The sequence below is a fragment of the Geminicoccus sp. genome (genome assembly GCF_036263595.1).
Classification (GTDB): domain Bacteria; phylum Pseudomonadota; class Alphaproteobacteria; order Geminicoccales; family Geminicoccaceae; genus Geminicoccus.
Genome location: NZ_DATAGQ010000033.1, coordinates 1 through 17325 on the forward strand (window position 1 = coordinate 1; position 17325 = coordinate 17325).

The window sequence follows — 17325 nt, forward strand, 5'->3', positions numbered from 1 at the left end:
GCCCGGTCGGCGTCGGCGAGATAGCGCAGGATGGTGGACAGCGAGGTGCGCTGCTTGTCCTGGTCATAGGCGAGGATGCGGATCAGGGGGTGGGGCACGTCCAGCGGGACGTCCGGCGGGTAGAGGCACCAGAACGAGCGCTCCAGCTGCTGGGCGCGCTCGGCGCGCCAAAGGGCGCGGACCATGCGGGCGCAGATCGCGGCCTCCAGGACGCAGGCGGGCTGGAAGCGGTCGTGGATGGCCTCTTCCAGTTGCTCGAAGCTCGCCTTGTCCTCGTTGCCGATGAAGGCGAGCCTGGCGGAGCGCAGGCCGAAGGTGCGGGCGTTCTGGGACGAGCGGGCCTTGCCCTCGGGTGTGGTGGGGCCGGTGGAGCGGCGGCCGTTGGTGCGGGACGCTTCGGCCTGGGCTGGGGTGGGGGAGCGGGGCATGGTGGGGCATCCGGCAAAGGACGATGATCCTGCCACAGGAATACTTGGGATCATGGTCCTTGACAACCGTCATGCGTGCATTAGGAGGTTGGGCATCAACCCATGCGTGATGAGGATCATGCCAAGATGCCCTGCCAGGTCAGCAAGCTGAGCCATGCCTTCTGCGTGCAAGGCGGCAACGAGTGGGCCATGTGGGCCTATGGCGACAACTGCCCGGTGGAGGAGATGCTGATGCCGGGGTTCTTCAGCCCGGCGCATACGCTGCTGCGGGTGGGCGACCTGCTGCTGATGGGCAGCGTGCCGTTGCCGAAGCGCTCGGAGGAGCAGTGCCGGTCGGATGGCGGGCGGAAGCTCTTGGCGATGGTGACGGGGATCGAGAAGGGGATCGTCAGACTCAGGGTGCTGATCGACCTGGGTGGGCCGAAGGACGCGGACCTGGTGCAGGGCGCGGGGCTGGCGGCGATGGTGCAGGGGATGATGGGGATGGGCGGGACGGTGGCGGGGCGGTAATAGCGGGCTTCACCGGCCGTGAGGCGGTAGCAGTGTGCACGCGCAAGCGACCATCGCTGATATGATCGAGCGTGTACGGGCTAACCCACGCACAATCCGAGTGGTGGCGCTACCGTACCCGCCGAAGCCATCGTGCATGCTTTCGACGAGGTGGGGCTGTCGGGTCGTATTTGGCACAAGGTAGTGGTTGGTCACATCAGGCATCAGGCATCAGGCAGACAGGCGCCGGCCATGCCGCAGCACCGTCTCCGCCACGGTTGCTACCCAGTGCTGCCGGTCCTCATCGCCAAGAACGATGGCGGCCTACGCGCTGTCGCGACCAGTGACGTGGTAGAAGGTGTCAGGAAGCTACAGGCGAAGCGGACAGACCGCGCCTTGTATCTTCCAAAGGTGATTGATTCGGCCACATAGGTGTACGGAGCTAAAAGAGGCCACGCCGAAGTCCGTTGATGTGCCATGCAGATCTGGACCAGTTCTACTCAGACGGACGGCAGAGCTGCGGCGGTTTTGGTCGGAATGAACTCCGTTCCGGACAGCGGAAGGTTGGGAATGCAAGATCTGACCTCGTCCTCGCGGAAGATTTGCCCTCAGGCAGCCTGACTAGCTGGGCGCAGAATGAACAACGATCATCGTCCCTGGGGATGTAAGGTGCTGGAATGCAAGACTTGGCCCTCAGGACCTGACTTCTGAATAAACATCAGCAGTACACTCTTCATGATGTCGGGCGCCAGTCTTTGATATGAATCAATCAAACTGAAGAGGATCCTTGATCCTCCATGATAGGCTGGAGAAGGGCTTGAGTAATACAAATAGGTCTTCCACAGGTCTTGCCGAAAGGCGTTCCTAATCGCACGCTCGGTATTCATCCGATAGAACTTGGGAAAGACATCAACTTCCTTGCGAGCAGGCTGTAACTTTGAGAGTACCGTTCCCTCGGCCCTAGAGGGAAGTAATCTTGTCCCCACTGCGAAGTATCCCCACTTATTCGGTGTTCGCGCGCAAAACCAACCACGCGGCTTAAGAATTCGATGAACCTCTGCGGCAAAGGCAGTGGGATCGGCAATGTGTTCAAGAACCCAATCGCTTAGCACAAGATCAAATTGCCCCTCGTCAAATGGTAATGCTTCGGAGGGATCGAACACGACTGCTTCATCGATCAGTGGGTTCTCCAACACGGCCTTGTCGACGTCAGCTCCAATAAATCGAGCTACATTTCCGCGGACCCGCAAAATTTTTGACCGAAAGTCATCTTCAAGCGCGTCAGCCATCTGTCCTCGGCCTGCTCCGAGATCAAGCACAGTCCAATGTGGCATTAGCAACGCCTGGATTCTCAAATAGAACTCCAGTGTACCATCGTCTCGAGCGAAACCTCCGGCACTTACCTCAGGCCGAACACGCTGTAGAAAAGTCTCGGTCTCACTCGCCATTGTTTCATGTGCTCCCGTAGGTTCTTGTTCGAAAACCAAATCAGAAAGAACCTGTCACGTTACTTTCTACATTCGGATCGGACGACTTTGCAGGCGCGGAGCGCGGCCTTACTGGCTCCGCGGGAGTTCCCTTGTGGAGCCAGCCGGCCCGCGCATCTCGCGTCACTGTGCTTCTAGCTGACACGACGGCGCCACGACCAATCGTTACCCCTGGCATAACTGTTACATCAAGCGCCAACCATGCCTCATCTTCTACAACGATAGGCTGCTCTTTGATCGGAAAAGCCAAATCGTGGTAGTCATGACTACCTGTGCAAAGATAGGATCGCTGCGATATCACCGCGTTTCGACCGACTGAGATCATACCGAGATTATACAGTACGACGTCATCTCCAATCCAGGAATGGTCACCAATTACTAGCTTCCAAGGATATGTGACCCTAACGGATGGCCGAAGAAGTACGTTCCGGCCGACCTTCGCGCCGAACGCGCGAAGCAAAAATCGTCTCCATCCATAGAAAACCTGTGGGCTAGGATGAAAAAGGAATGTCTCTATAAACCACCAGAGTTGAACAACCCAGCTCGGACGCCCGCGGAATCCTCTAGGCAACTTGAAGATCTGGAGATTCTGAACTTCGTTCTGCATTACATAACCTAGTAGATTAGGTTTGATCGGCAGTTTGTCTAACTAGGGTGTAATTTATTTACACAAACACCTTAGTTTATAAGGAACAGAAGCGTCAACACTTACTTATAAACCAGGAGAAGCTTGGCAGAATGCGAGCTAGGGCATTCTGTCAGTCCGAACAACGGGTGACCACTGAAGTCTACACGTTGATCTGCTGCTAGTGCCTGTTCCCTGCCGTGCGTACTGCTACCGCCTCGGTGATGACGCGTAGAAGATCATGTGCAGATGCCTCAACGTTGAATTTTTCAAGGAAACACTGACGGGCTCGGCGGGACATGTGGAGCTTCTCCTGCGCAGGAAGGTCGACAAACCGCCGAATCAGCCGTTCCACGCCCTCCAGATCATCATTTTCAACAAAGCCACTTCCTGAGGCATCAACCTCGCGCCAGGTATTGACTTTGTTGGTCACAAGCACTGGAAGCCCACACGACATTGCCTCGGCTACGACGATGCCGAAATTCTCTTGGTGGGAAGGTAAAACAAAAGCACTAGCCCCCCGAAAGGCCCCCCATTTGGCAGGACCTGTAAGCATGCCCGGCCAATGAACCCGTTCCGCTATTCCTAAACTGGATGCAAGTAGCTGCAGCTCCTTCTTCCATCCTACTTGATCTGGACCCGCGATCACTAGATCTACGTTCGCCATCCCGGCAGCACATGCCGCAAACGCACGAACTAGTAAATCACACCCCTTCTTTGGATGGATGCGGCTTAAGAAGAGCAGATAACTTCGCCCGCCGAGATTAGGCAGAAGAGCATGGATCGCACCGCGCTGTAGATCCTCGTCGGTGGGAACGTCAGCAGTGCCATATGCTATCGTCCTCCCGTTATACTGATATCCCCAGAAGGACCCTCGCGCTCTCCGTTGCTCTTCTTCAGTAGTAAACAGCACGGCCTCGGCATCCCGCAGAACGCGACCTTCACACGCGAGCCAAAACGCTTGCTTTACCCACCTTTTGAGAGGGTATGCCCTGTTAAACCACGGGTCCAACATCCCGTGAGTGAATACGAAATAGGGCGTCCGAGCCCCGGCGAGTCCTAGCCATGAACCGACAGAAGCAAAATTCCACAGCCCGTGCACGATTACAGCATCAAACTTAGCTGCCTCCACCCTAAGCCACCTTACAAGTGCCGGGGAAAAACGATACAGGCGCGTCCCAGGCCCTAGCGGATGAACACGGAATGGCTGGTTCTCAACCCAAGGGACGCCAGGCCTGTCGAGAGAAGCTATTTGCGTCTCATGTCCAAGATCCCGAAGGACCACGGAACTCCTAAGCATCCCTTCAACCGGACCACCTTCCGCAGGGTCTAGACTTCGTATTACCCGGAGAATGCGCATCAGGACCTGAACCCCACAGAAGGCTGCACTTGAGACTCACTCGTCGAGCAGACTTAAGTCGACGTCGAGAACCGTTTCGCCAGCTTTCAAAAATATCCTTCCACCTCCGAGCCGCGCGAAGCCTGAGTCCAAATAGAACGAACTCTGATCCAAAGAAATCGGAACTCCATCTGCTGAAACATCTGGAACAAACTCGACCCACCCATCGAACAACTCTACAAGCTTATAGCGCGTTTCTATCTTCGCACCCGTCGTAGCATCGAAAGAAGCAGTGCTAGTTTCTGGATCATAATTCAACCGACGAAGATCTAGTTGATCGCAATACCTAGCAAAATCTTCTTCTAGAGACATTTTCTGTACCTCAAAATAAAGCATAGCGCGGGCCGCGTGGATCTGAACGATCCTAAAATCGTCATCTGACATTGACCAGTCTCCCGATGTCAATGCATCGTCAGGTCCTAGCACCCTAACTCCAACAAATGAGGTTCCCTCCCGCAAACATGCAGTGCCGCCCCGAACAACTGCTTCGTCTACCGACCTCGGAAAACGGCATTTGACGAGCTTTAATAGTTTCGAAGCGTTATGGCTGCGCCTAGCAAAGAAGACATTACTTTTAGGATATCTCCAAGGATCACGATCGGGTATCTCAATCAACATAATCGCCTGATTGGCGACCTGAAAGGTTTCTTGGAACGGTGAGGATCTATCGAAACCCCACAGTCCACTCTCATAGTTCGAGTTCCAATACGGCGAATAGCATTCTACCGAGTTATATTCATCAGATGTACGATAAAATATCCCGAACGTCTGATTATGAAGATTGTAGCCGGTAGGATCAAATTTGCCAGCGCCGCTGCCGATTGCATACCCCTTCGTGACATGCATTCGCCCAAAGAGCTCAGTGAATGTGGACTCACCCCACACAGAGAATGCAGGAATTGATTTCGACACTTCATAGTCATTCTCAGGATAATGAGCAAGCGAAAGTACTGAATGGGGAGGAATCCAAGTCGAAAGCATGACTGGTATCAAATGTGAATGGACTGCCGGCATACTTTGTCCACGTCTCGGTAAACCAAAGTAATACCACAAAACTGCATTGCTTGCGGTTAGGCTGGAGCCATTCATTTGTTCTTCGCGGATTCTGGTGATAGGAGGAAGAATTGTTCCTTCGAACGAGGTGACTTTAAGGCCAATCAACCATGCTATAGCGGAGGCCTGAGTGATGCGCCTTAAGGAACGATCTATAGCAAAATCAATCAAGTTTAACATAGGGTTAAAGTTGAGCATTATGTAACTGGGGGAGAACATTTCGTAGCTCCCTCGCTCCGCGAAGGAACGGTACATTTGCTTAAGACGATCACCCACCAGATTCATGACTTCTTCGGAACTAAAGGTCGAGCCCGACTCGCTATCGTGCCATTCCATATCGGAGAACTTCTGTGCCAGTAGATACAGAGAAGTTCCCTGCATTGCTGCGTGATTGACCGTACCATGCCCAAAGAGCCTGCGGGGTACCGAAAGCCCCTTTTTGAGATTTCTGACGTGCCGTTCATCCAGGCAGTGGGGGAACTGGTAAACGTAACGAACCAAGGGCGGCAGGGCGAAAAACTCCACCGTGTCAAAGCCCTCGGTCCCCTGTCGCCCTGGATCAAGAAGATGCGACATGTAGTCCGGATAGGCCCGTGGTCCGCAGCCATGTAGCGCCGTGTACTTCAGTATCTCGTATGGAGTGACGCGATCGTCAGGGCTATCGACAGCAGGCGCTGCACCGTCGGCGGCGAGACGCTGACGGCGTTCTGTTAGCGCTCGTACTTCAGATTTGTCCCGATCTGCGGGATCTAGTTCAAGGAGATAAGTCATAACGGGCTGTCGTGGCTCGGAGGTTATGGCCATAGCATTAGCTGAACCTGCTAGTCCACAGACAAATAAGGAGGTGCAGACAAAGATTATTATGGGCCTTCGCATTAGACCTGTCTCACATGACGCGGCTGAAACGCAAGTAACAGCATGAACAGAACGGAACCAAGGAACCCGATATTAAAATTGTCCGGTTCGCTAAATTGCATCAGCAAGCTAGCAGCCGCCAGACAGCCCGCCAACGAACCTAGATTATCGTGATGTAGAACCGATTTGCGGATTACATAAACGATCTTTGTTGCAACAGCCGAAACTACCACGAGCCCCATGGGAAGCCCGAAGTCTACAAAATACGTCAGAAAGCCATTGTGTATGACGTAGTCCTGGTAGCGGACACTTCTGAATCCTGCTCCGAAAGCTACGAACTCAGGGAGGCGATCGAAGAACGAGGACCAGACCTCCGTCCGACCGGTGAAGCCGGAAGTCACACCGCGTACAGAGGAAGTAAGCTCAAGAGCATCTGTGAACCAAGTAATGATGTAAGTTGAGTAGCCGCTGAAGAGCACGATCAAGATGCCGATAGCAACCACGCCAGACACAAGAACAGCGGACAGAACGGCTACTCGTCGCTGTCGTGCATTGGTAACAGCAACCATGAAGTATAGGAGGAGAAAGAACACCTCACCGACCAAGATTGTTCTTGTAGAGACGATGAATGAAGCGATAGTGCAACCTAACAGGCCGATTCGCGAAATGCGACGAAGACTCAGTGAGTGAAGTGCAAAAGCAACCCAGGCGAACCGAGCGAAGAAGTTAGGATGTATCCCACCGACCCATCGGTTTTCTGGTAGCCCATTGAGAAGGAGCGCGCCGATCAGGCATCCTGCGACCACGTACGAAACGAGTGCCAGCCCCTTCAGTATCTTTGCCCGTGGCAGGTACCAAGCACATACGAACCCCAAATACACGAACATAGTCAGAACAAGCTGGGCCAGTTGCATTGGGGCGGTCGGAACACTGATGTAGATAAAAAGCCAAGCGACTGAATAGAGAATGATACCTATCACAAAGAGGAATTCGCCATAGGCTTGTCCAAAGAGGCGCGATGATCGACTTGCTATTGTCCCAACGCTGCCAAGAAGCAGAGCGACAGTCCCAGCAAGGGTATAGATCATAGAGATCCGCTCACTGCCGCCAAACACAATCGAGCCTAGCTCGGCATCATATTCAGCAGGAGTGATTGCCGACGGCCATATAATCGCAATACTGTATATTGCTAGCATCAAGCTGAAAGTAACAGCGGGCCAGTTGACCCCACGCGCTGAGCCGACGTGACCGTCAGTTTGGTCCGGGCGGCTAGTACTGATGCCGCAGTTAGCTTGTGGGCCGTGCTTATGCCAGGTCGTCGTAGCTCTCAAGACAGGTTTTCCCAGACGTTTGCTACCAGCTCTGCCAGATCGTTAAAGACGCAGCGCAGTTATTGCTTTGATGTGCTAGAATCCAAGGTAGTCAGATGAGGTTGCGTAACGGGCTTAAGGTAATACTCGCCGAAGTCTGTGTTAGTCGCTCATCCCCTTCTCCCTGACAAAAAATGAAAGAGTGCGGTCAAGCTTCTTAACTGCTGCAGCTGGACATCCACTGTAAAGCCAACCGGGCTCTTGGTGAGCTTTATGTAGAACGGATCCTGCAGCGAGAACACTGTAGTCGGGGAGTCGCGAGCCTTTTAGCAGAATGGCCCCGGTCCCAATAAAGCAGTATCTACCGATCGTTATCGGAGCGGCAGACTGATTGGAGGTACGAAGGTCAATACTGTGGGTAAGTAACTGATGCCACCATCCAGCAACTAAGCTGAATTCCCCGATTGTTATACTATCAGTGCAATCGATTAGGTTTCGATTTAGAACTGCTGCGTGAGCGTTGATGATGAGTGACGGAGACCGCCCCGGCTGGCTGCTGAAGTAGTCTGCCCGCGTCTTTGGGAAACCTGTAACCCAATTCAGGCTGCCAAGCCTCGCATGAGATCCGAGTCGAAGTTCCTCTAATCCCTTCACGATGGTCAGATGCCCAATGTAGCTATGGGGTCCCATCTGTAGCCGTTCTGGCAGAACCAGCGAGAAGCCGATCTTGGCCGTGGGATGAAGACGGTAATGAAAAGCAAACTCCAGCAACATCCGCCGGAGGCTCCATGGTAGCAGGAGAGCGAACACGCCGATAAGGACCCTCACCGTGCCACCATCCTTGTGCAGTCGGAACCTCGGGTCAGCCGCAATGATGCAATCGCTGCTGCAGCGGCGTGCCCCAACACGTCGCCGATCATGATGCCAAGCAGGCCTAGGTGCCCAATGAACATATAGCTTGAGATCATCGTTATCGCAGCGGAGGCTAGTGCGCTGGCAGCAGCTGTCTTGTAGGCCCCAACTGCGAGGAGACCCTGCGTAAGGGTCAGAGGGATAGCGCTAGAGAAGACGATTAGAGAGAAGATGGTAAGGACGACGGCACTTTGTTGTAAATCCCCCTCGAAATAGAAAATCGCGACAGCGCCAGAAGCCGCTAAGCACAAAGAACTAGCCGCGGCAAATAAAAGTCCAGTTCGTTGTGTGATTAATACTTCACGAAGGGGATTGAGCGTTCCGCGCAGACGCCGCATCAGATCTGGAAACTCAGCTCTGCGAATGAACGCAAGGATCTGCGCAAGTGCGATTATGACCTGCTTTACATAGATAAACTGGCCAGTAGCTACCGGCCCAAGGAAGGCGCTCGCCAGTAAAAGCTGCAAACGGTACGTGGCTTGACCCGGAAGAGTGGTCACCAGAACTGCTATACCTTCACGAAACGCACGCCCTATGCCTGCCGTCGTTGGCCTTACGAACTGGATGCGGCAGGCAGCAAGATTGACCGCCAGTAACTGAGCCAACGTTGCTGCGCAGTATCCAGCTAGAAGACCAAATCCGAGTATGTACGGCGCCTGATCTGAAGGCTCGTCCGTGGCTAGCAGCAGCGCGATAGCAGAGGAGAGGTATGCCACAGCCACACTTGCGCCACTAAGGCCGCTAAGACGGAGACCGTCCAGTAGGCCAGCGAAATTAAATGACCAAATAATGAGAGTTGGTGGAAGGAACATTAGATAGGATCTTGTAAACGCGTTTCCGAACTGCAGAGCGTATGTACAGGATACAACAGATAGCGCTAATGCCACACACAGTCGAAGAACGGTTGTCTCCCAATAGACCTGCCAAATACGGCGGTTGTTGTGTTTGTCTCGTGAGACGTTTGCAGCAACTCGAGCAAGTGTCACCAGCGAGCCTGACTCCACAACAATCAAAGCGAAGAGAGCGAGAGAGAACGTGACTCCGAACGCAGCAAGTAGATCAATCTTGTTTGAGATAATGAGCCACGTCTGGGCAAGAAAGATTGACCCTTGACCGAGTACAAAGCTGATAACCAGAATGGTCGCATTGAACTTACTGCTTCGCCCCATGCGTGATACTAGTACATTTGTGGGACTGAAAGCCGCAGTATTCGTCAGTGATGTCGGAGGCAGGGGCATGTAGCTCTTTATGCTTTCGAATAAATATCAGCTGCATTAAGAATATCCTGACAGCGTGAAGCCATGGTGTGGTCGCGAACGTTCCGTTTGCCTGAGCCAAAAGGTAAAGCGTTGCGAGGCATTGATTTACATACTGTCCTTGTGTGACCGCTACCTTTAATAATGCGACGGTGACAACCCCTTTGGCGACTAGCACTGTTGTCGAAGTAGTTCATGTGTCGTTGGGTCTGTCTGACGTTACCTAATAAATTCATGTTGCGCCTCCACCAGCTAGAGCATGTGCGTCAACGTTCTAAGTGCGTTTGATCAAACGGAACAATCTTTGTTTCCAAGAGATGTTTGGGTATCCGTCGCGGAGCTTATGTGCTCATCCGGGAGATCTGCAGCTGACAAGCGGTAGAATGTTGGTGTGTCGCGCCTTGTTGCTCAGTTGGAGGGGGCGCTAGACTGTGGGTAAACATTAGCTTGGACAGAACAATTGCTGCCTGCATCCGCTTCCCGTGATTGGTATAGTAATCTACGAATAGCTTTCGCCATAGAGTGGGTGTCCTCAGGCGGAACGACTTGATGTCTCCCGACAGCAGTTGCAACCTCACAGTCCTCTTCAGCCTGTGCTACAACTGGCTTGCCGGTTGCCAGTATTGGACCGAGTTTACTTGGCATTACAAAGTGTGTAACGCCATGTTTTTGTGGCAGCACATGACAGTCGGCCATTGTGAGTAGTTGGATGAACCGAGCTTCGGGCTGTGGGTCTAGCAGCATGACGTTGTGATGCTCCTGGTGTCTCGCCTCGATGCGAGATCTAGCGGGACCGGCGCCGCACAAGATGAAGCGGACGCGTCTCTCATTCTCAAGTAAACGTGCTACGTCGAGGAGACTTTCAACACCTTGCTTCTCGCCCATCGCGCCTGAATACAGGACGATGAAGGCGTCTAGTGCAAGGCCTAGTTCAGCTCGGAGGTCAGAACTATCGACGGCTTTGTATTTTTCTACCTGAATCCAGTTTGGAAAGATTGCGATACAGCGTTCGTCGCGCCCGAAGGATGACAATGCCTTCCGCATGCGATTGCTGAGAGTTGTCACTCGGTCGAATCTGCTAAGGGTCCATCTGTAGAGGGATGCGGCCAAGCGGGCGGTCCTACCATGGCCAATTAAGCCGACGTTAAGCGCTGCGCCGAGCTCAAGGTCCTGAACATGAAGCCAAGCCTCGGCACCAGCGAGACGCGCTGCAAGAAGACCCGCCGGCGCGGCAAGCGAGGTCGGCTCTACCACGAACAGTGTCTCTGGCCGGTGGCGCAGGGCTGCATACAGAACGGCAGGTGCGCTGGAGAGGGTGAAGGATAAAAGGTGGAGGATGCGGGTTTTTGCGGTCGGCTGGTTGGGAACCCAGATTGGACAGCGGATGATGCGGACTCCCTTCCACAATTCGGTCGACCAGCGCCAGTTCGGGCGGGCCGGATCCAGCTTCCAGTGAGGGTAATAGGGATAAGCTGTTACCACCGTCACATCATGGCCACGAGCGGCAAGGCGTGCCGCCATTTCGCCCGTGTACTTGCCGATGCCGGTCAATTCGGGTGCCATGTTGATGCCGTAAATCAGCCACCGGCCGGACGACTTGGCGGCAGCTCGTGCTTCCACACTAGACAAGACGGCATCGATGGTAGGCACGGTGTTCGAAACCGCGTTCATTCACCCTCATTCTTCGATGACTTGAGGCAGACACGCCGCGCCGTGGCGGCGGCCGGCGTTCAGTAGGCCTTGGTGTCTCGCGTAACCAAGCCAACGGTGCGGAGCATGATCCAAAGATCAAACCCCAACGACCACCGCTCGATATACTCCAGATCGTACCTGATCCGCTGCTCCATCTGGTGGAGATCCTTGATCTCCCCCCGTGCGCCGTTCACCTGGGCCCAGCCGGTGATGCCGGGCTTCACCCGGTGCCGCGCCAGGTACTCGTTCACGACCGCGCCGTAGTGGTCGTCATGGGCCACCGCATGGGGCCGTGGGCCGACGAGGCTCATGTCGCCCAGGACGACGTTGATGAGCTGGGGGAGCTCGTCCAGGGAGGACTTGCGCAGGAAGCGGCCGAGCGGGGTGATGCGGGGGTCGTCCTTGGTGGTGTGGGCGACGAAACCCTGGCCAGGGCGGTCGCAGAGGTCGGTGTACATGGAGCGGAACTTGAAGACGCGGAAGCGCTCGCCGTGGAAGCCCACGCGGTCCTGGCGGAAGAAGACGGGGCCCCTGGAGGACAGCTTCACGGCGATCGCGATCATCGCCAGGAGGGGGGCTACCCCGACGAGGAGGAGGGAGCCGAGGATGCGGTCCTCCAGGGACTTCAGGAGGTATTTGCGCTCGTCCAGCGGGCGTTCCTGCAGGCGCAGGGCGGGGCTGCCGCCGAACCAGGCGACGCCGCGCAAGGGGAGGCCGGCGCCGCCGGCTTCGTCCATGCCGGGGAGGAAGTTGACGGCCACCGGGTGGGTGCGAAGCTTGCCCAGGAGGCCGGCCGTGCGCACGGTGGCGGACCAGGGCAGGGCGAGCACGACCTCCTCGATGCGCGTGGTGCGCAAGAAGCCGTCCAGCCAGGCGGTCTGGTCGCGGCGCAGCGGCTCGTCGAGCGAGACTTCCAGGTAGCCCAGGACATGGACGTCCTGGTCGCCGCCGCGCAGGCGCTCCAGCACGGCCTGGCCGTGGGGACCGTGGCCGATCACCAGGACGCGGCGGAGGAGGAAGCCCACGTCGCGCAGGGCGGCGGCGGCCCGGGCCAAGCCCAAGCGCAGGGCCACCAGCATGGCGGCGGTCATGAGGAACCAGCCGAGCGTCCAGACGCGGGACACGTCGCTGGAGACCTTGGTCAGGAAGAGGACGACCAGGCCCAGCGCCACCGCGCCGGCCCACAAGGCCACGACATAGCGGATCTGGCGGCCGGTGCGGCGGAGCTGGCTCTCCTCGTAGAGGCCGGCCAGGGAGAAGGCGTTGGTGGCGAGCAGGGCCACGCCCAGGATCAGGTAGGTCTCGGTCTCGACGAAGCGGACGACGTCGTGGCGGATGAGCGGGACGATCGAGGCGCCCAGGAAGATGGCCAACAGGTCGCCAAAGCGCAGGACCTGGGTGAGAAGGCTCGGGGAGAGGAGGCGGCGGCCAAGGCGGCGCCGCAGCTTGATGTCCTGCAAAACCCGAAAGCCCTCGGGAACCATTGTATCCATCGCACGTTGAGCCATTGTGTGTTTCCGGACAAGCAGGCCATTGCGCCGAACCACGCCGAAAATCCCGAACACAACAGTATGGCCACGCCCTGTGACGTGAAGGGCGAGGGAACAAGACCTATCGGGGCCACTGGCCACGGACCGGCAAAACAGGCCGATGAACCGTCGCAGCTGCCAGTGGATACCCCATTGCAACTTCCAGTAGTCTACCGGGCGGGCGGCGGATGGCAATATCGCGTCGCAGCAAAAGCCGCGTCGTCAATGTCGCAGGTGTAGAGCTGCTACAGAATGTGCAGCCTGCCCGGAAAATGATGACATTCCGTTCATTGTGACTGTGTGATGACCGGTTCGGGAGACAAGACCAGGGTCAGTCGCCGGCTGGAACAGTTCCAGATTGACCGATAAGCTATTGTAAATTTGCTACCGAGGATTTAGTTGGCCGCCCTGATGAAACCGTGGAGGCTTGAGCGGAACTCGGCGGTGTAGCGGCCGCGGTCGATGGCCTTCGGGGTGATCTCGACCAGACGTGCCTGCGGGATGAGCAGGGCCAGGTCGGCGGCGTGCGCCATGGGATGGATGGCGTCCTGGCCGTGGCCGATCACGAGGGTCGGCATGCTGAGGGTGCCGAGATCGGAGGGCGTGATGCCGGGGCCGTCGGCGGAGATGCGGGTGAGCAGCGCGCTGGTGACGTCCAGGGGCTCGCGCGCGAAGAAGCCGCGCAAGGAGGCCAGGTTGTCCGGGGCGTGGGCGGCGAGGTCGCTGGCGGTGGCGCTGGCTTCGAAGAGGCGGCGGGCCTCGGCCGGGTCGTGCTCGGCCAGGAGGCGGCCTACCAGGGCGTTGGGTGCCATGTTGGCGGGGGCCGAGGCGGTGACCCAGGCGGGGCGGGCCAGGACCAGGGCACGGACGAGGTCCGGGCGGGTGACGGCCAGGCGGCTGGCGATGGCCGCACCCATGGAGATGCCGCCCAGGATGACGGGGCGGCCGACCCGCTCCTCGATGAAGGCGGCGAGGTCGTCGGCGAAGGTGGCGATGGAGAGACGGTCCAGCGGGCCGGGCTCGGAGCGGCCGTGGCCGCGGCATTCCAGGGTCAGGCGGCGGTAGGCGGGGAAGTCTCCCTGGGATCTACCGGCCTCCGGCCTGCTTGAGACGGGCGGGAGCACCTCGGCGACCTGGGGCTCGGCACCGCACAGGCCGTGCTGAAAGACGACGGGCAGGCCTGGACCGCCGTCGTCCCAGCAGTTCAGGGCCAGGCCGTCATGGTCGAAGGTCGTGAAGCTCATGCGGCGAGCCGAGCCTGGAGGAAGGCGGCGACGGCAGGGGCTTCGTGGGCGGCGAGCCCGTGGGTGACCAGCGGGCCGTCGAAGCGGATCCGGCGCAGGCCGGCCAGGTAATGGTCGTAGTCGAGGACGCCGGTGCCGGCGGTGGCGAACGCGCCATCGGGCGTGCGGTCCTTGGCATGCGCCATGGCGATGGCGGGGGCCAGCAGCTCGATGGCCTGGTCGACCAGGCGGTGCTGCTCGGGCAACGGCGCTGTCTCGAACAGGTTGGCCGGGTCCAGGACGATCGCCAGGTGCTGGGAACGGAGCTCGTCCAGGAGGCGGCGGGCCTTGGGCGCGCTGTCGACGACGTTGGCCAGCTCCGGCTCGATGCCCACGGTCAGGCCGAACTCGTCGGCGACCGCGACGGCCGCACGCATGCTGTCCAGGAGGTCGGTCCAGGCGGCAGGCAGGGCGTTGTCCGGGTGGTGGCGCCACTGGTCGTCGGGGTCGCGCGTGCCGGTGCACAGGGTGAGCAGGGGGATGGCCAGCTGGCGGGACGCGTCGGCCAGAACGCGCAGGCGGCGGAGGCCGTCCAGGCGGACCTGCGGGTTGGGGTGGATCATGTTGAAGGTGGCCGACATGGCGCACAAGGCGACGCCGGTGCTGCGGCTGGCCTCGGCGATGGCGGCCACGGTGGCAGCGTCGATCCGGTCGGGCAACGAGGGCAGGCCGCAGCAGGCCATGTTGAACTGGGTGGTGGCGAAGCCCGCGTCCTTCACCTGCTGCAGCACCTGGCGAGGGTCGGTGCCGGGGAAGGTCTTGGCGAAGATGCCGAGCTGCATCAGACGGCTCCGGTCGTGTCGGCGAGGCGAACGGGCTTGCCGGTCTCGACGCTGCGGGCGATGGCGACCATGCCCTGGACGGAGGCCAGGCCGTCGATCACGTCGGCGCCGGTCTGAGGCTTCCCGTGGAGGATCACGTCGGCGAAGCCTTCGAGCTGGCGGCGGTAGAAGTGACCGTCCGCACCCAGCACGCGGCGGGTGGTGGCGTCCTTCTCGTGGAAGATCTCGACGTCGGAGGACTTGTAGTACCAGGGGTTCAAGGTCCTGGCGAAGATCGAGCCGTGCTCGCCATAGATGGTGAAACCCTCGTGCCAGTCGCCGCGGATGGCGACGGTCAGGTCCAGGTGACCGAGCGTGCCGTTGGCGAAGGACACGTCGACGAACCAGCAATAGGCGCCGAAGCGCTCGGACAGGCGGGCACTCACCTCGGTGATCTCGCCGGCGAAGTAGCGGGCGGTGTCGAGCAGGTGGCTGCCATGGGCCAGCATGTAGTAGCGGCGCTTGTCGGCCTTGGGGTCGCCCGAGGGCTTCCTGACGTTCCTGCTGGTGACCATGAGCGGCTGGACGGCGTCGGTCATGGCGTAGCGGTGCGTGCTGTCGCAGTACCAGGCCTTGAGCGCCTGGAGCTCGCCCATCTCGGTGTCGATGAAGGCCTTGGCGGCTTCAAGCCCGGGGTCGAAGCGCTTCATGTGGCCGACCTGGAGGGTCAGGCCGGTTTGCTTCACGAGGTCGGCGAGTTCCCGGGTCTCCTCGATGGTGACGCCCAGCGGCTTTTCGCAGAGGACGTGCTTGCCGGCTTCCAGCGCACGGCGGGCGGCGGGGACGTGGAAGGCGTCGGAGGTGGCAATGATGACGGCTTCCAGCTCGGGGTCGGCCAGCATCCGGTCGTAGTCGTCGTACGAGGTGCGCGGAGCGTAGGTCGCGGCCATGCGCTCGCGCAGGTCGTCGGCGACGTCGCAGATGGCGTAGAGCTCGGCGTTGCGGGCCTTCGTGCAGCTTTCGAAATGGGCGGCCTGGGCGATGGGGCCGCAGCCGAGCACACCCACGCGGAGCAGGCGGTCTTCCTTCTTGGGCATGGTCGGATCCGATCAGGCGGCGCGGGAAAGGGCGGGGGCGGCGTAGATGGCGGTGCCGGTCTGGCGGTCGAACAGGACGGCCTTGCCATAGTCGACGTCGAGGATGCGGGTCTCGCCCTCGCGGACCTGCGCGTCGGCGGGCAGGCGGCCCATGATCTCGACGGTGCCGAGACGCAGGGCCAGGAAGATGTCGGGGCCGGTCGGCTCCAGCACGTCGATGGTGAAGGGCAGGGACTGGACGTCGCGGGCGCGGCCGGTGCCGGGCTCGGCGATCCATTCGGGGCGAAGGCCGAGCGTGACCTTCTGGCCGGGCGTGAGCGCGGACGGATCGGCCGTGGCCGGGATCGGCAGGATGGCGGCGTCGCCCTGCACGCCGTCCAGGCGCAGCGCCGTGCTGTTGCCACGGGCGACGATCTCGCCGTCCAGCAGGTTCATGGCGGGCGAGCCCATGAAGGTCGCGACGAAGCTGTTGGCCGGGCGGTCGTAGATGTCGGCGGGCGTGCCGAACTGCTGGAGGATGCCGTCCTTCATCACCGCGATCCGGGTGGCCATGGTCATGGCCTCGATCTGGTCGTGGGTGACGTAGACGATGGTGGCGCCTAAGCGCGCGTGGAGCTTCTTGATCTCGGTGCGCATCTCGACGCGCAGCTTGGCGTCGAGGTTGGAGAGCGGTTCGTCGAACAGGAAGATCTTGGGCTCGCGCACCAATGCGCGGCCCATGGCGACGCGCTGGCGCTGCCCGCCCGAGAGCTGGGAAGGGCGGCGGTCGAGCAGGTGGCCGATCTTGAGGAGATCGGCCACGCCCGCGATGCGCTTCCTGCGCTCCTCCTTGGGCATGCCGGCCATCTCGAGGGAGAAGCCGATGTTCTCGCCGACCGTCATCGACGGGTAGAGGGCGTAGGACTGGAACACCATGGCGATGTCCCGCTCCTTCGGCTCCAGGTGGTTGACCGCCTTGCCGTCGATCTTGATGGCGCCCGAGGTCGAGGTGTCGAGGCCGGCGATGATGTTGAGCAGGGTGGACTTGCCGCATCCCGAGGGGCCGACCAGGACCAGGAAGTCGCCATGGCCGATGCCGATATGGATGTCCTTCAGGACCTCCACGGTGCCGAAGCGCTTGCCGATATGCTCGATGTCCAGGCTTGCCAC

At 58.8% G+C, this 17325-nt stretch carries 13 protein-coding genes and 1 pseudogene; 1 reads left to right on the forward strand and 13 read right to left on the reverse strand.

Annotation, left to right across the window (positions count from 1 at the left end; genetic code table 11):
- A pseudogene (locus tag VHL31_RS02400) lies at positions 1-428 on the reverse strand (hypothetical protein); the annotation flags it as partial.
- A gap of 102 nt (positions 429-530) precedes the next feature.
- On the opposite strand from VHL31_RS02400, the gene VHL31_RS02405 reads away from it, so the two are divergent.
- Positions 531-938 carry a hypothetical protein gene (locus VHL31_RS02405; protein ID WP_329659605.1) on the forward strand — a complete coding sequence of 136 codons (408 nt, stop codon included), beginning with the start codon at positions 531-533 and terminating at the stop codon, positions 936-938.
- Between the two features lie 626 nt (positions 939-1564).
- On the opposite strand, the gene VHL31_RS02410 is transcribed toward VHL31_RS02405, so the two are convergent.
- The 12 genes from VHL31_RS02410 to VHL31_RS02460 form a co-directional block, all read right to left on the reverse strand.
- Positions 1565-2365 (reverse strand): class I SAM-dependent methyltransferase, encoded by an 801-nt coding sequence (locus VHL31_RS02410; protein ID WP_329659606.1) that lies wholly within the window; start codon positions 2363-2365, stop codon positions 1565-1567.
- 40 nt (positions 2366-2405) lie between these two features.
- Positions 2406-3011, reverse strand: coding sequence for a WcaF family extracellular polysaccharide biosynthesis acetyltransferase (locus tag VHL31_RS26585; protein WP_349262343.1), 606 nt, complete (start codon positions 3009-3011; stop codon positions 2406-2408).
- A 199-nt stretch (positions 3012-3210) separates the two neighbouring features.
- On the reverse strand, positions 3211-4389 hold the full coding sequence (locus VHL31_RS02415; RefSeq protein ID WP_329659607.1) for a glycosyltransferase: 1179 nt from the start codon (positions 4387-4389) through the stop codon (positions 3211-3213).
- Between the two features lie 36 nt (positions 4390-4425).
- Complete coding sequence (locus VHL31_RS02420) at positions 4426-6252, reverse strand: hypothetical protein (protein ID WP_329659608.1); 1827 nt, start codon at positions 6250-6252, stop codon at positions 4426-4428.
- 104 nt (positions 6253-6356) lie between these two features.
- Entirely contained in the window at positions 6357-7667 is a 1311-nt protein-coding gene (locus VHL31_RS02425; protein WP_329659609.1) for a hypothetical protein, read from the reverse strand.
- Positions 7668-8470: 803 nt separating this feature from the next.
- The gene (locus VHL31_RS02430; RefSeq protein ID WP_329659610.1) at positions 8471-9727 is read right to left on the reverse strand and encodes a hypothetical protein; all 1257 of its coding nucleotides are present in this window, start codon (positions 9725-9727) and stop codon (positions 8471-8473) included.
- 495 nt (positions 9728-10222) lie between these two features.
- A complete protein-coding gene (locus tag VHL31_RS02435; protein WP_329659611.1) occupies positions 10223-11485 on the reverse strand; it encodes a WcaI family glycosyltransferase in 1263 nt (420 codons plus the stop codon).
- Between the two features lie 59 nt (positions 11486-11544).
- Complete coding sequence (locus VHL31_RS02440; RefSeq protein ID WP_329659612.1) at positions 11545-13014, reverse strand: undecaprenyl-phosphate glucose phosphotransferase; 1470 nt, start codon at positions 13012-13014, stop codon at positions 11545-11547.
- A 416-nt stretch (positions 13015-13430) separates the two neighbouring features.
- On the reverse strand, positions 13431-14279 hold the full coding sequence (locus VHL31_RS02445) for an alpha/beta hydrolase (protein ID WP_329659613.1): 849 nt from the start codon (positions 14277-14279) through the stop codon (positions 13431-13433).
- Positions 14276-15100 carry a sugar phosphate isomerase/epimerase gene (locus tag VHL31_RS02450; protein ID WP_329659614.1) on the reverse strand — a complete coding sequence of 275 codons (825 nt, stop codon included), beginning with the start codon at positions 15098-15100 and terminating at the stop codon, positions 14276-14278. The genes VHL31_RS02445 and VHL31_RS02450 overlap by 4 nt, the downstream gene beginning before the upstream one ends.
- Positions 15100-16176, reverse strand: coding sequence for a Gfo/Idh/MocA family oxidoreductase (locus VHL31_RS02455; protein ID WP_329659615.1), 1077 nt, complete (start codon positions 16174-16176; stop codon positions 15100-15102). The genes VHL31_RS02450 and VHL31_RS02455 overlap by 1 nt, the downstream gene beginning before the upstream one ends.
- Positions 16177-16188: 12 nt before the next feature.
- On the reverse strand, positions 16189-17325 hold the full coding sequence (locus VHL31_RS02460; RefSeq protein WP_329659616.1) for a sn-glycerol-3-phosphate ABC transporter ATP-binding protein UgpC: 1137 nt from the start codon (positions 17323-17325) through the stop codon (positions 16189-16191).

Excerpts from the sequence above, each read along its gene's own strand:
- VHL31_RS02405 (WP_329659605.1), top strand. The coding sequence starts at position 531 with ATGCGTGATGAGGATCATGCCAAGATGCCCTGCCAGGTCAGCAAGCTG.
- VHL31_RS02410 (WP_329659606.1), bottom strand. The coding sequence starts at position 2,365 with ATGGCGAGTGAGACCGAGACTTTTCTACAGCGTGTTCGGCCTGAGGTA.
- VHL31_RS26585 (WP_349262343.1), bottom strand. The coding sequence starts at position 3,011 with ATGCAGAACGAAGTTCAGAATCTCCAGATCTTCAAGTTGCCTAGAGGA.
- VHL31_RS02415 (WP_329659607.1), bottom strand. The coding sequence starts at position 4,389 with ATGCGCATTCTCCGGGTAATACGAAGTCTAGACCCTGCGGAAGGTGGT.
- VHL31_RS02420 (WP_329659608.1), bottom strand. The coding sequence starts at position 6,252 with ATGACTTATCTCCTTGAACTAGATCCCGCAGATCGGGACAAATCTGAA.
- VHL31_RS02430 (WP_329659610.1), bottom strand. The coding sequence starts at position 9,727 with ATGGGGCGAAGCAGTAAGTTCAATGCGACCATTCTGGTTATCAGCTTT.
- VHL31_RS02435 (WP_329659611.1), bottom strand. The coding sequence starts at position 11,485 with ATGAACGCGGTTTCGAACACCGTGCCTACCATCGATGCCGTCTTGTCT.
- VHL31_RS02440 (WP_329659612.1), bottom strand. The coding sequence starts at position 13,014 with ATGGCTCAACGTGCGATGGATACAATGGTTCCCGAGGGCTTTCGGGTT.
- VHL31_RS02445 (WP_329659613.1), bottom strand. The coding sequence starts at position 14,279 with ATGAGCTTCACGACCTTCGACCATGACGGCCTGGCCCTGAACTGCTGG.
- VHL31_RS02450 (WP_329659614.1), bottom strand. The coding sequence starts at position 15,100 with ATGCAGCTCGGCATCTTCGCCAAGACCTTCCCCGGCACCGACCCTCGC.
- VHL31_RS02455 (WP_329659615.1), bottom strand. The coding sequence starts at position 16,176 with ATGCCCAAGAAGGAAGACCGCCTGCTCCGCGTGGGTGTGCTCGGCTGC.